Below are 14,572 nucleotides of genomic sequence, written 5' to 3' on the forward strand. Positions count from 1 at the left end.
AATAAAAATTATGAAAACAATCAGCTATTTATCAATTTTAATCTTGTTTGCTATGCAGTCTTATGCGCAATCAGAAAACAAAGTCGACTTGACACTCGAGTTTGAAGCCACAGAATTCGACGGTGGTAGTATTTTATTTGCCCTTTTTAATTCAGAGGACAGTCACATGGAAAATAACTATAAAGCAGCTTCATCTAGTTTTAAAGACGGCAAGACTAAAATTGTTATAGAAAATTTGCCAGAGGGATTTTACAGTTTCTCCTACTATCACGATGTGAACAGCAACGGTGAATTAGATAAAAACATGGTAGGGATTCCCAAAGAACCTTATGGATTTTCCAATGGTCAAAAAGGCAATTTTGGACCACCAAATTTTCAAGAATCTAAAATTGAGATTAAAATCGATACGGTCATTCAACTCAAAATAAAATAAGCATTATGAAAATACTATCTATTTTTATCATTACTATGATCTTAGGTTTCAATATAAACGCTCAAACTTCTTATGAAAAAAGAATGGAAGAAGCGTTTAATCTGTGGGAAGAAGATAAGACCATAGAAGCTTCCAGCCTCTTTGAACGCATTGCAAAAGCAGAAAAAGACAATTGGCTCCCACCCTTTTATGCAGCCTACACACTAGTGATTTCTTCTTTTGAGGTGAAAGACGAGGCGACTTTAAAATTGAAGATTGAAAAAGCTACTGAACTTTTGAACCAAGCTTCAAGTAGTTCTCCTAACAATCCTGAAATTATGATTGTGAAAGCTTTGGCGAATACAGCTTATATAAATTTTGATGGTCAAAAATACGGTATGACCTTCTCTGGAAAAAATGAATATATTTATCAAACGGCGCTTAAAATAGCCCCCAATAACCCGAGGGTTATTCTTTCCAAAGCCGAATGGGATATGGGGTCAGCCCAATTTTTTGGTAGTTCTATCGAACCTTACTGCAAAGACATTAAAAGGGCTTTAGGTTTTTTTCAAAATGAAGAAAAATCAGAGGTAAAGTTTTATCCAGATTGGGGAGAGAAAAAAGCTCAAAAAATCCTAGACGATTGTGAAGGGTAACACTTACAGAATTAATTAAAAAATCAGTAACTCAGCAAAGTTCTTAGCACGTTTAATCTTTGTTCTTAAGAATTAGCCTATCTAAGACAAAACAGCCTGCTAAGGCCTTTACCTGAGGTCTAATAAAGCTGTATCCTTCGCCTAATCAAAAGTAAAGATGAGATTATGCTAATTTAGACCTATAATTCCACGAAAAAAGCCTTTACTGAAACGAATTCAGCAAAGGCTTTTTTCGCCTTTTTGATCAAAAACAATGACAGCAACTCAGGTTATGCTAATTATTTTTAATCCATCAAAAAACCTGTGCTGAGCTATGTCGTAGTATAATTCAATTTATTCACACGATATTATAAATTTAATTTGGTAATATTCATTTGAAAGATTTAAGATAACAACAGATTTAGATTATAAAGAAATCATAGGATTAAACCTTAAGAATCTTACCATCACCAACAAACAGTGATAAAGAGATTCCTCTTAGGGTGGAATGACAATACGCCTCTGTCATTCTGAAAGTGCCTTTCGCTACTGAAGAATCATTCCTATTAAAAATATAAAGGTTCAAAAAGATTCCTCGTCAAAGCAAAAACAGCTTTTCTGTCGGAATGACAATACGCCTCTGTCATTCTGAAAGAGATTTTCTCCACTGAAGAATCTTTTTTTCCCAAAGGCAATTAAATCTTATCTTCCATATGGGGATGGAACTATAGCCCTCTAGCTTCATATATTCAAAACAGCTCTCTACTTTCGATATATAAAAGTAGAGCTGTTCTGGATATATGCAACATGACTTTAAAGGCTCAAAAAACGTGGATCTACGTGTTGGAAACACTGTTCGTAAAAGCCGATCTAAAACTATAATTGAGGTCACAAAATCTTAATCACCCCTATATTTTTTTACGCCAAATGCTAACTTCTGAGCTCAAAACTTCAAAATGTCGAGTCGACTTTCTTACAGGATAGGTGAGATTGAAAGGATTAGACTCTTGCGTAAAATGCTCTGATAATACCTGGCTAATTCCGTCAATAGATCTAATAGGTTCTCCATCTTTTTTGAAGCCGCCAATCCAGTTATCTATTTGACTTACAGATTCTTTATACTCGTAAGTTGAACCTAGTATCAGAACTCCATCAGCATTTAATCTTTGATGAATTTTACTAAGGAATTCTTTAGGTTTACGTATTTCTTCAAGCAGATTCATAGCTACAATGACATCGTAATCTGTGTAGCGGTCTTTTAATTTCGTCGCATCATCCTGCATAAATTGGATGCGACTATGATTGTCGTTTAACTTTAAATCCTTCAGGAGAACATCTTTAAAAATGGATAATTCACCTTCATCTTTAATAACGTAACGCAACAATCCATTTTTTTGCAATTCGATAGCTGGTTGAATAAATCTTGCAGAAGTATCTATTGCTGTAACTTCTTTGAAATGTGAAGCAGCTTCAAAAGCTAAGCGACCGGTATCACAATTTAGATCTAGGAGTCTTTTTTCAGATGAATTTTCAACGTGTTTTTTTAAAATATCTAAAACTTGAAGTGGCAATTTTGACATTCCTAAATAGGCCTCTCCATAATTTTGCTCGCATGAAATGGCTACTTCTTCATCAGTTACGTAACTATCTACACGTATGTCGGGTTCGTGGTTAGACTCAACATATCTAAACCCAACATGCTGGTAGAAATGCCTGCGAAACGAATAGCGAGCATGTAAAGTGGCTTCGTTTCCTGTAGAGATCCAAGATCCCCCTTTTATGATATTATGCTTACCATCAAAAGTTGGGGTTGAAAAATCATCATATAATGGGTGAACTTTAAAACCAGGGTAACCGGTGATGGGTGTTTCGGTCCATTGCCAAACATTCCCTATCACATCATAAAAGTCACCAAAAGAAAACGTGTTTACCGGACAAGATGAACTGTAATGTTCCAAGTTTATATTCCCTGGTGCTACGTCCCAATCTGTAGCCTCTTTGACTTGGGAAACTTCTACGAGTCGATACCATTCAGATTCTGTAGGCATACGCAGTTTTTTGCCGGTTTTAGCCGACTTCCAATTGCAAAATGCTTTGGCTTCTAAATAATTAATTTCTGCTGGAAAGCTCCATTTCATCGGGACAAATTCGGTCATCAAACGCAATTTATACGTCTCATTTTCTTTTATCCAAAATTGAGGATGTTCAGCTTTTTTATAAGTACACCAAGACCAGCCTTCTTCAGTCCACCACTGTTTATTTTTGTAACCATCATTTTCTATGAACTCAAAAAATTCAGCATTAGAAACCAGATATTTTGAAGCTTTAAAGTCGTCGACAGTTTCTTGGAAATTCCCGTATTCCAGATCCCAACCATAAAGAGGATGGTTATGTGGTTTTCCCATATTTACCTCTGAGCCATCTACAGCGACTAATTCGTTTGCAATAACCGGTTTATCTTCTTTGCAAATATTGGAAAATAGTCCACTTTGAAGTTTCTCTACAGGGAGCTGTCTTATTAAGACCGATGAGGTTTCAATATGAATATTTTGGTGTTCAATTCCCATAATAATAGTCCAAAATGGACTTTCCCAGTTGATAGGAAGTTCTAGCGGTAATTCTTCTATGAGTTTGGCAATGGTTGCTCTTACAATCTCACGATACTCTCGAACTTCAGATACCGAAGGCCAAGCGTAATTTTCTTTGTTGAGATCGTCCCATGACATTTCATCGACACCAATGGCGAAAATTGATTCAAAAGAAGGATTGATATGAGAGGGTATCAGCCCCGCTAAAACCAACTTATTTATAAAAAAACAAGAGGTGTGGCCATAATAAAAAATAATAGGATGGCGGAGGTGGTCCGCACGCATATAGAAAGTAGCGTCGTCTTTAACTGTTTCATAGAGCTCTGTGTCCAAGTCAAAAGTTCTATGGAAATAATCAAGGATTTCTTGTCGTTTTTCTTCTGGAGTTCCATCAATTAAATGAGGAGTTTTTATATTGAATTCTTTCATAATAATTTTGAATAGGGCTTAACCATATAGAGTTTAAGCATTTTAAAAGGCTCTTTTGAAACGGGTTTTAATTTTTCTTGGAGGATGCTTCCGCAGTCTTCAAATCCAAATTTTTTATATAGGTTGACTGCGATTTCATTTTTACTCCAGACTCTCAGTAAAACGTATTTGATATCACTGCTCAGGTTTATTTCAAATTCTTTAAACAATCCTTTGCCGAGACCCATACCCCGAAACTTATCGTCTACAAGTACTTCAGCGATATATAAAGAGTCTTTATCACTGAATTTGTTTTGAATTGATTTAGGACGTTCTTTATCAAAACTTGGGGGTGTTACAATTAGCGCAGCAACTAGTTGATCATCAGAAAACCCAAAAACTCCATATCCTTTTGTAAACAATTTATCGAGGTAAAGTCCTGCTTCATCATCATTGATATGTTGAGCAGAAAGACCTTTTGTAAATGTCCCTAAGTATAGATTTTTAAGCGATTGACTTAATTCTAGATATATTTCTTTACGCGCTTTTTTGAAAGTAACCATGACCTGCAAAACTATGTTTAAAGATTTTTAAATTAGTCTTTACTTTTATTAAAAATTCATTAATTAAATTAGGAAAGTATATTTTATATGAAAATAGGAATTCAGTATTAAAAATTCTTAAAAGGATTACTTTTTGTTGGTTTTGGAACTTTTAATTTGCAAATATCAAGCTTTTTGAAAGGGATTAACAAGTTTTACTATATTTAAAGAGTTGATTTTATAAATATATATCTATGAAAACTCTTATTTACGTTACTATTTTGTTAATAGCTTCAGTTTCTTCTGCGCAAACCTTTAAAATTTTAGAAAATAAAGAACAACTCACAAAATATGAGGGGTTTTTCGATTTTTGGTATTCAGAAAAGGAAGATAAAATTTATATGAAGGTTGAACAGCTTGACCAAGACTTCCTCTACGTGCATTCACTTACGACTGGTTTGGGCTCCAACGACATCGGCTTGGATCGTGGACAGCTTGGAGGAACAGCTATCTTAAAATTTCAACGTGCAGGAAACAAGCTGCTATTGGTTCAACCCAATCTGGATTATAGAGCAATTACAGATAATAGTTTAGAGCGCCGAAGTGTTGAACAAGCTTTTGCCAAATCTGTTTTGTATGGTTTTAAAATTGAAGGCGAAAGTGATAAGAGTTTCCTTATCGACCTCACTCCTTTTCTGATGGAAGATGCTCACGGGGTCTCTAGACGATTGAAACAACAAAAGGAAGGGACTTACAAATTGGATAAAAATAAAAGTGCACTGGCTATGCTTCGAACCAAAGCTTTTCCTAAAAATACAGAATTTGAAGCTTTGCTTACCTTTTCAGGCGATCCTGAGGGGAGTCATATTCGCTCAGTAGCCCCAAACGCCTCTAACTTAACGGTCACCCAACACCACAGTTTTGTGCAGTTACCAGAAGACGGCTATAAAAAACGTGAATTTGACCCCAGAAGTGGTTCTATTTCTATATCCTATCAGGACTATGCAACGCCGATTTTTGAGCCGTTGGTTAAGCGATACAGTATTCGTCATCGCTTGGAAAAAAAGAATCCCAATGCAGAAATAAGCGAAGCTAAAGAACCCATTATTTATTATTTGGATCCTGGAACACCAGAGCCTGTAAGATCTGCTTTGTTAGACGGTGCTGGATGGTGGGATCAGGCCTTCGAAGAGATTGGTTATAAAAATGCCTTTCAGGTCAAGATGCTTCCAGCCGATGCAGATCCCATGGACCTTCGCTATAACGTAATACAGTGGGTACACCGTTCCACACGGGGTTGGAGCTATGGTGCTAGTGTTGTTGATCCGCGTACGGGTGAAATTCTAAAAGGTCATGTAAGTTTAGGTAGCCTGAGGATTCGTCAGGATTATATGATCGCACAGGCCTTGATGAATCGACCTTTTGAGATTTCTGATGACAATTACCAACCTATGTTGGAGATGGCCTTGGCACGTATCCGTCAGTTGGCGGCGCATGAAGTAGGCCATACCTTGGGGTTTGCACACAACTTTTCTGCTAGTGCACAAGGTAGGACGAGCGTTATGGATTATCCGCATCCAAAACTTAAATTAAAAGATAACCAAATCGACTTTTCTCAAGCTTACGATACCAATATTGGAGAATGGGATAAAGTCACCGTTGCTTATAGTTATGGGGATAGCGGTACCAATAAGACTGAAAAACAATATTTAAATGCTATTTTAAAACAAGCAGAAGCCGATGGTTTGCAGTTTATAAGCGATGCTGATGCGCGAGCTCAAGGTGGGGCGCATGCCTATGCCCATTTGTGGGATAACGGAAAAGATGTTTATAAGGAGTTAAATCGTGTTTTGGAGTTACGCAAAACAGCTATTTCAAACTTTTCTATAGACAATATCAAGACAGGTGAACCATATTCAGTTTTAGAGGATGTGTTTGCACCTTTATATTTTTTCCATCGCTATCAGACAGAGGCCACCATTAAACTTATTGGTGGTTTGGATTACAATTATACAGTTAAAGGCAGTAGCTTAACACCAGTTGAGAGGATTTCAAAATCCGATCAGCTGAAGGCTCTTAAAGCGGCTTTAAATACCCTTGATGCAGAAGCTTTGGCTATTCCAGAACGAATTTTGGACCTGTTTCCACCCCGTGCATTTGGTTATGCCAGAAGCCGCGAATCCTTTAAAAGCAAAACAGGTGTTGGCTTTGATGCTTTGGGTGCCTCCGCTACAGCAAGCGATATGAGCTTAGGCCTATTACTGCATCCAGAGCGTTCCAACCGACTCATCCAGCAGAAATCTTTAGAGAAGTCAAATTTAGGTTTGGAAGAGGTCTTGGAGGAATTGGTAAAAAACACATTTGAAAAGCAACACGACTCTGCTTATTTGACTGAGGTTCAAAATACCATCAACTTTAATGTATTAAAGCATCTGATGAATCTTTCAGCAAATCCAGGGAGTATTCCACAAGTAAAAGCCTTTGCAAACAAAACCTTGAAGGGATTGAAAAACGAATTTAGGGAATCCAACTCTGCAGTAGGACAAGAAATGATCTACCGTATCGATCAGTTTATGGATGAACCGGAAAAGTTTAAGGTAATTCCATCACCCAAAATCCCAGATGGTAGTCCGATAGGAAGCTTTCAGTGCTTAAATAACTGATTATTGAGTAGTAGGAATCGAAAATAAACAAAATAGGGTTTTATGAGTTTTTAGAAATTAAAATATTAGTAGGTGTGTCTATAACTGCCGCTTTTAGTGTGTGTTCTCGATAGATAAAATATTAAACTCATTTACTTTAAAAGAGTTTGTGATAAACCATTATTATTGTGCTTACAAAGCTAATTGTCATTAAGTAGAATAAAACAAAAAGTAGTAATGCAAAAGATTGAAGTAGTTGCTGGAGTAATATTTTTTCAGAATGAAATTCTGTGCGTTCAAAGGTCAAAAAACAAACTGGCCTATATCTCTGAGAAATTTGAATTTCCCGGCGGGAAAGTGGAACATGGTGAAACAAAAAAGGAAGCTTTGGAACGTGAATTGCTAGAAGAGTTATGTATTTCAACAAATATCAAATCATTGTTTCTTACTGTTGTTCATGAATATCCAGATTTTGAATTGACTATGCATAGTTTTATTTGCGAAGTTGAAACAAAAGAACTTACACTTAACGAACATAAAGCTAAAGAGTGGCTAACGCTAAAAGAACTTAAAAAACTTGATTGGGCAGCAGCGGATATTCCCATAGTAAACAAATTACTAATAAATGGATAAGCTAACCGAAATTTTCAATAAAAGCTTACAAACGGGTTATGTAAATAAAACCATTTCATCTGATCTAGACTATCAACCTGAACTACTCGTCAATCAAAAAAATCCACCAAAAAAAGTTCTTTCATCAATACTTCATGAACTAGAAAACTGCAATCAATTTTATATCTCTGTTGCATTTGTAACAACAAGTGGAGTTGCTACCATAATTAATAAGCTAAAAGAACTCGAAAGTCGTGAAATAAAGGGACAGATTTTAGTTTCACAATATTTAAACTTCACGCAACCTGAAGCACTAAAAAGATTACTACAATTCAAAAATATCGACCTAAGAATTGCAACAACAGGAAACGCGCATGCAAAAGGGTACATCTTTAAAAATAATGAGCATTTCAATCTCATTGTTGGGAGTAGCAATTTAACTGCTCAAGCCTTATCAACTAATAAAGAATGGAATATTAAAGTCTCCGCTTTAGATGAAAGTGGTCTTGTAGAAAAATTACTGAATGAGTTTAAATTTGATTTTGAAAAAGCAACGCATGTAACTGCCGAATATATTTTGTCTTATGAAGAAATATATAAAAATCAATTTCTTTTAAATACCAAAAACAACTTTCAGCGCTTAGTTGAATCTGAAGCCATTATAACTCCAAATTCAATGCAAATAGAAGCCTTGGAGAATCTTAAAAAGCTAAGAGCGAATAATAAGAATAAAGCCCTTATAATCTCCGCCACCGGTACGGGTAAGACCTATTTATCGGCATTCGACGCTGAAGCCTTTAATCCGAAAAAGCTATTGTTTGTGGTGCATAGATTAACCATTGCAAAAGACTCATTAACTACATTTCGTAACGTTTTTGGAGAGCGAAAAACTATGGGCTTATATTCTGGTGAAAGTAGAGATTTGGATTGTGATTTCGTGTTTTCAACAATTCAAACTATCTCGAAGTCCACACACTTAGAAAACTTTTCTAAAGATCATTTCGACTATATAATCATCGATGAAACTCATAGGTCGGGTGCTGATTCATATCTACGATTAATAGATCATTTTAAACCTAAGTTCCTTTTAGGAATGACAGCAACTCCTGAAAGAACAGATGGCAACGATATATTTAAATTATTTGACCACAACATCGCTTATGAGATAAGATTGCATAGAGCAATGGAAGAAGAAATGCTTAGTTCATTTCACTATTATGGAGTAACGGATTTATTGATTGAAAACAACGAGATTGATCATAAATCGAATTTTAACTTATTGACTTCTCGTGAAAGAGTTGACAGGGTAATTGAACAGGCAAAATTCTACGGAAGTGATAACGGAATAACTCGAGGACTTATTTTTTGTTCAAGAAAAAAAGAAGCAGTTGATTTGTCCACTTTGTTTAACCTAAAAGGATATAAGACAGTTGCTTTAACGGGCGATAGTTCTGAAATTGAAAGAGCAGAATCCATTGAGAAATTAGAATCTGATAATTTAGGTGTAAAGCTAGATTATATTTTTACGGTTGATATTTTTAATGAGGGGATTGATATTCCAAAAATCAATCAGATTGTTATGCTGCGCCCTACAGAGTCGGCAATTATTTTTATTCAGCAACTAGGAAGAGGGTTAAGAAAAGTCGAAGGAAAGGGGTACTTAACTGTTATTGATTTTATTGGAAACTATGAAAACAATTACTTAATACCTATTGCTTTGTATGGTGATACATCCTACAACAAAGACTCCCTAAGAAAATTAATTACTGAAGGGAGCAGAATGATTCCAGGTGCTTCAACTATTAATTTTGACCAAATTACTAAAGAGAGAATATTTGAATCTATTGATTCTGCGAATATGCAATTGCTCTCCGATTTGAAAAAGGATTACAAACTATTAAAATTCAAGTTGGGTAGAACTCCGATGATGATGGATTTTATTGAACACGGGTCTAGAGACCCCTATTTATTCGTGAATTATTCTAATTCGTATTATAATTTTGTTCTTAAGGTTGAGGCAGAAAACAACCAAGAATTATCATTAAAACAGGTTAAACTTTTGGAGCTATTTGCTAAAGAAATAAACAATTCTAAAAGGGTAGAGGAAAGTTTAATCATTAAATTATTAATTGAATCAGGAAAACTATCCATAACGGATTTTAAAGAAACGATTTTTAAGAAATATCATTATTCCATAACGGATGAAACAATCAAATCTTGTATGTCTAATTTAAATTTTGAATTTATTAGAGAAAAAGAAGATGGAAAAATGCTTTCAGTAAATGAGATTTATGACTTGGATATTATTAAAATTGAAAATGGGGGTTTCATCTTTTCAAAGACATTTTTGTCCTACTTAACACAAGAAACTTTTAAAAATCATTTTATCGATTCTACTTATTATTCCATCTATGAGTTCGACAAATTGTTTGTCCCACAAAATTGGAAAAATGGATTTGTACTTTATAGAAAATATTCACGCAAAGATGTATTTAGAATACTAAATGTCTCGGTGAACCCTGTAGCTCAAAATGTAGGAGGTTATTTAGTTACTCCTGATAATGCGCATTGCCCAATTTTTGTAAATTATCATAAAGAAGAGGACATTTCTGAGTCAACAAAATATGAAGATGAATTTGTGAACAATAAGGAGTTTGATTGGATGTCAAAGTCCAATAGAAAAATTGATAGTAAGGATGTTCAATCTATTTTGGGAAAAAACGGTGATATCCGTCGCCCATTATTTATCAAAAAGAATAATGATGAAGGGATGGACTTCTATTATATGGGAGAGGTAAGTCCAGAATTGAATAAGGTTGAACAAACCACAATGACTAATGATAAAGGGAAACAGATTCCAGTTGTAAAAATTCGGTTCAATTTAGAAAATCCTGTTATAGCTCCTATCTATACGTATTTACAAGAGAATAGAAAGATAAGAGATTCCTCTTCAGAAAATAATGGAAAAACTGTTCCACTAGTAGGAACGACAAATATTGAAAAAGAGTTACTAAACCCTATCCCATTTTATAATTTTTATGCCGCAGCAGGAACGTTTAGTGAAATGCAATCAGAAAAAGATTTTTCCTTAATAGAAGGCCCAGAAAAAAGTAATTCAAATAACGATTATTTTGCTTGTAAAATAGTTGGTGAATCAATGAATAGAGTAATCCCGAATGGTTCAATCTGCTTATTTAAAGCAAATCCAGCGGGCAGTAGAAACGGGAAAATCGTTTTGGTAGAAAATATGGATATTCAAGATCAAGATTTCAATTCCGCTTTTACCATTAAAACATATTCAAGTGAAAAAGTGTTTTTGGGGGAAAGTTATAGACACGAATCTATTGTTTTAAGACCAAATTCGATTGATGACTCTTATGAAGATATCATTCTCAATGAAGAAAGCACCCTAGGAATGAGAGTTGTCGGGGAGTTTGTTGAAATTTTAAAAAGATAAAATACTGGATGTCAATTTTATAACCTACTAAAATCAGTAGTAGAGAATAGAATCATAAATTAAGCAATAAAGATTTGGTTATAAATGCTCTTACTTTTTTGATGACAATAGCTATTTGGAAAAAAACTTTTTAAACTATAGAAAAAATGAAGGCAATTAATAATTGCTTAGTAGATTATATCACTTCAGGCTTTTCACAGACGTATTAGGATTAGTAAAATTTTTTGAATTTGGCTTAGAGCCAAAATATTCATTTTTAACTGAAAGTGAATTAGACGGTTTTATAGAAGCTTACGCAGAGATTTAGTTGGATTACATCCTCCCATTTAACCGATGTCTCACTGGGAATGATGCCATCAAAAGTTTGCACAGGTCAATATGATGCAACGGGTGGATATTTAATTGTTAAAGGAAACGGAGATGTTCTGTGTTATCACTTCTTCAATAGAAATTAATTTGAGGACTATTTGCTCAACAATACAAAACTCGATACAGCTAGTTCTTCTAGACATGGATTTGGAAAAATTTATAAAGAAGGTAATCAATTGTATTTCAAATTGAATTCGCATATTAGATACACAAAATGATATTGTTAAAAGCAATTTTATAGAAGAACAAACAATAAGACCTAATCACAACTTAAATCTACTTCTGTTAACCAAAACCACTAAACCATTGCTAAAAACTAACACATGAACATCAATAAAACAGGGTTCTGTATTTTAAACATTCTATTATTTATATCCACTAGCGTAGGGTTTTAAGAGATTGTGGAAATTAAAACATCAGTAGGTGTACTTATAACTCCAGCTTTTATAGTAGCGGCTTCCCTTAGTTATAAATCTAAGAAAGAGGGGACCTGATCCACTATTTGATGAGTTTTTAAAATAAGTAGTGCTCCTCCTTAAAAGACAAACTCAAAGGCATTGTATTGCGAAGACAAAACATCTTGTTAAGACCTTTAGCGGAGGCCTAATAAATCTGTATTTTTGCCTTCCTAAAAGAAAAGATGATGCAAGATCCTAAAATGCTTAATTATATAGAAGAAGTCCTCAAAAATATGCCAACAGACTGGTTAAAACTCACCACTCACCGATTGGATATTTTTGATGAAAGTTTGGCTAAAACCCAATTCATAGATCAGTTTGAAGCTTTGTATAAAGCTCAGAATTCAGACACATCAGCTCTTAGTGAATTGCCTACTGCTTTCGACTATATTCGTTTAGGTCATCCTTTATCTTCTGTATTGGAATGGGGCATCGCTCATATGCATGATTTAAAACCAGAACAGGTCATTGCTTTTTCATCTCAGACGATGCCGGTTTTAGCCGTCCTCAGAAAGAATGTATTCGATCATAAAAACACTCAAATCCTCTATACAGGAGACTTACCTCCGGCTTTCGATTTTGAAACTCTAGAGGATGTTTACGGGTATAACTTTGAATTAAAGCAGGTTAAAAATACAGACGATATTCCTGACTTTAGGGGCAGTACTATTTTCATTTCTCAAGATGATAAAATGGGAGGTGCCGATCTGTCATCTGCAATCGATTTCTACGTTAGTGTTCAACCTCCACTTGGAAGTATTATACTCGTCAATAGTAAAGAAAGCGAAAGTTATATCTCAGAGATTCAACATGTGCGAAGACGGGAAACCATAGCCATGACACCAGCAGATTCTTTTTCTGCTTTACAGCAACTCGTCGGGAAATCCCCCTCTACTCCAGTTGAAAGGGATAGAGCAAAGAACAAAGCAAGTGTAGTCAAATCGGTACAAGAGATTACCGCAACCAAGTCGAAAGTATTATTGGGGTCTTGTGGACTATCCGTTCAATACGCGATCATGATGGGGCTTATAGACGATGCCAAAGAAAAACATCCAGGAAAAAACATCAAAATCATTGTTCCACCCAACTGTTATGGAGGGACCAATGATCAAGCTAGACGAGTGGTAGCTGCTATAGAAAACGTAGATATTTTAGATCTACCCGTAGACCGAGACAATGATATGGTACAAAGCACTGATCAAGTTCTAGATCAAGTGGCTAAGTTAGACGCCATTCCTTACATTATTGCTGAAATTCCAACCAACCCAAGAGTTGAAGTTCCAGATTTGGAAAAATTAAAAGCGGTTTTAAGTAAGACCCGCCAAACCCCTACTGGAGAACTGGCTATTGATCCCGTTTTTATCTTGGACCAAACTTTTTGTCCTAATGTTCAATTTTTAAGCAAAGAGGGTATTTTCTCTTCTATACGATCAATCTCCTACGTGAGTGGATCGAAATTCCCTAGTGGTGGAAAATGTACCACGGGTTACTGTGTTGCCAACGAAAAAGCAGAAGATCTAATGCCAGCCATAGAAAAGCATTTTAAACTTTGCGATAACGGGGCTACAGATCTTCAAGTGGAAATCTTAGCAGAGCAGTTGCCATCTATGAACAAAAGAATTGCAGACGCGTATATAAACACCCGTGAGTTTGTCAATTTTATCAAAAAAGAGCTACCAGAAGCAAAGATCAATTTTGTTCCAGATGAGGTGGTTGAGCAAGGGTTTACACCATCCGTATTTTCGTTGGATCTCCCTACGAAAGGGAACACAGATGAAGAAAGAGAAGCTTACAAAAGAGCTTTAAATCAAAAACTCATCGATATGATGATACGTGAAATTCCTAATGAAAGTAAGCACTGTGTAAGCTATGGGCAGTTAAAAGGATGTTACTGGACCATCCCAGCAACTTCTACTCAAGGAACTACTAAAGAAGAAGATAAGGATTATATTGCCCGCGTTTCTGTGTCACCAAATCTGGATTTGGAACATCATAAACAGGTCTTTTCTGACTTTGTAGAGCAACTTTAATTTAGACTTCAATTTACCAATCAGTATAAATTTAAAATCTATTTTTTTGATAAGGAATTGAATTACGATTTTTTAAAAAAGTTACACGCAAAGACTACTAAGCTTTATGCAAAGGGCTAAAAACATAAATATAGGGTGATTATCACTTTGTGCTTCTTTTTTTTATCCTTGTGAGCTTTGCGTGAACTAAAGCTATAATTTTATATAAGCTACCCAAACTGATTAGTTACGAGATCAACACCATCCCATATAATTAATACCAAATTAAATTTATAATGTCGTATAAATAAATTGAATTATTTTTTGACTAATTGAGGTTAAAAAATAATTAGCATAGCCTTAGTTACGGTAATTATTTTTAATAAAAAGCAGGCGAAAAAGAAATGATTTATTGCGACATTATAGGTTTAAATTGGTAT

At 35.0% G+C, this 14,572-nt stretch carries 8 protein-coding genes and 1 pseudogene; 7 read left to right on the plus strand and 2 right to left on the minus strand.

The window, feature by feature from the left end; genetic code table 11:
• Positions 1-10: 10 nt before the first annotated feature.
• Both CXF67_RS05700 and CXF67_RS05705 read left to right on the plus strand, forming a co-directional pair.
• Positions 11-433: a DUF2141 domain-containing protein gene (locus CXF67_RS05700; protein WP_102087871.1), complete on the plus strand. Its 423-nt coding sequence runs from the start codon at positions 11-13 to the stop codon at positions 431-433.
• 5 nt (positions 434-438) lie between these two features.
• Positions 439-1,068, plus strand: a complete 630-nt coding sequence (locus CXF67_RS05705; protein ID WP_102087872.1) for a tetratricopeptide repeat protein — start codon at positions 439-441, stop codon at positions 1,066-1,068.
• A gap of 887 nt (positions 1,069-1,955) precedes the next feature.
• On the opposite strand, the gene ovoA is transcribed toward CXF67_RS05705, so the two are convergent.
• Together ovoA and CXF67_RS05715 are read right to left on the minus strand one after the other, a co-directional pair.
• On the minus strand, positions 1,956-4,064 hold the full coding sequence (gene ovoA / locus CXF67_RS05710; protein WP_102087873.1) for a 5-histidylcysteine sulfoxide synthase: 2,109 nt from the start codon (positions 4,062-4,064) through the stop codon (positions 1,956-1,958).
• A complete protein-coding gene (locus tag CXF67_RS05715; RefSeq protein WP_102087874.1) occupies positions 4,061-4,606 on the minus strand; it encodes a GNAT family N-acetyltransferase in 546 nt (181 codons plus the stop codon). Before CXF67_RS05715 ends, ovoA begins: the two co-directional genes overlap by 4 nt.
• A gap of 233 nt (positions 4,607-4,839) precedes the next feature.
• Between CXF67_RS05715 and CXF67_RS05720 the strand changes: the two genes are divergently transcribed.
• The 5 genes and pseudogenes from CXF67_RS05720 to CXF67_RS05740 all read left to right on the plus strand — a co-directional run bounded on the left by CXF67_RS05720 (position 4,840) and on the right by CXF67_RS05740 (position 14,153).
• Positions 4,840-7,248, plus strand: a complete 2,409-nt coding sequence (locus CXF67_RS05720; RefSeq protein ID WP_102087875.1) for a zinc-dependent metalloprotease — start codon at positions 4,840-4,842, stop codon at positions 7,246-7,248.
• Positions 7,249-7,464: 216 nt separating this feature from the next.
• Complete coding sequence (locus CXF67_RS05725) at positions 7,465-7,860, plus strand: (deoxy)nucleoside triphosphate pyrophosphohydrolase (RefSeq protein ID WP_102087878.1); 396 nt, start codon at positions 7,465-7,467, stop codon at positions 7,858-7,860.
• On the plus strand, positions 7,853-11,296 hold the full coding sequence (locus CXF67_RS05730; RefSeq protein ID WP_102087876.1) for a DUF3427 domain-containing protein: 3,444 nt from the start codon (positions 7,853-7,855) through the stop codon (positions 11,294-11,296). The genes CXF67_RS05725 and CXF67_RS05730 overlap by 8 nt, the downstream gene beginning before the upstream one ends.
• Before the next feature lie 311 nt (positions 11,297-11,607).
• Positions 11,608-11,883, plus strand: a pseudogene (locus CXF67_RS05735) (HpaII family restriction endonuclease).
• Positions 11,884-12,308: 425 nt separating this feature from the next.
• Positions 12,309-14,153: a PLP-dependent aminotransferase family protein gene (locus CXF67_RS05740; protein ID WP_102087877.1), complete on the plus strand. Its 1,845-nt coding sequence runs from the start codon at positions 12,309-12,311 to the stop codon at positions 14,151-14,153.
• Positions 14,154-14,572 lie beyond the last annotated feature (419 nt).

Source organism: Psychroflexus sp. MES1-P1E (assembly GCF_002836055.1).
GTDB lineage: Bacteria > Bacteroidota > Bacteroidia > Flavobacteriales > Flavobacteriaceae > Psychroflexus.

Bases quoted from the DNA above. Each gene is read 5' to 3' on its own strand.
- CXF67_RS05700 (WP_102087871.1), top strand. From the start codon at position 11: ATGAAAACAATCAGCTATTTATCAATTTTAATCTTGTTTGCTATGCAG.
- CXF67_RS05705 (WP_102087872.1), top strand. From the start codon at position 439: ATGAAAATACTATCTATTTTTATCATTACTATGATCTTAGGTTTCAAT.
- ovoA (WP_102087873.1), bottom strand. From the start codon at position 4,064: ATGAAAGAATTCAATATAAAAACTCCTCATTTAATTGATGGAACTCCA.
- CXF67_RS05715 (WP_102087874.1), bottom strand. From the start codon at position 4,606: ATGGTTACTTTCAAAAAAGCGCGTAAAGAAATATATCTAGAATTAAGT.
- CXF67_RS05720 (WP_102087875.1), top strand. From the start codon at position 4,840: ATGAAAACTCTTATTTACGTTACTATTTTGTTAATAGCTTCAGTTTCT.
- CXF67_RS05725 (WP_102087878.1), top strand. From the start codon at position 7,465: ATGCAAAAGATTGAAGTAGTTGCTGGAGTAATATTTTTTCAGAATGAA.
- CXF67_RS05730 (WP_102087876.1), top strand. From the start codon at position 7,853: ATGGATAAGCTAACCGAAATTTTCAATAAAAGCTTACAAACGGGTTAT.
- CXF67_RS05740 (WP_102087877.1), top strand. From the start codon at position 12,309: ATGCAAGATCCTAAAATGCTTAATTATATAGAAGAAGTCCTCAAAAAT.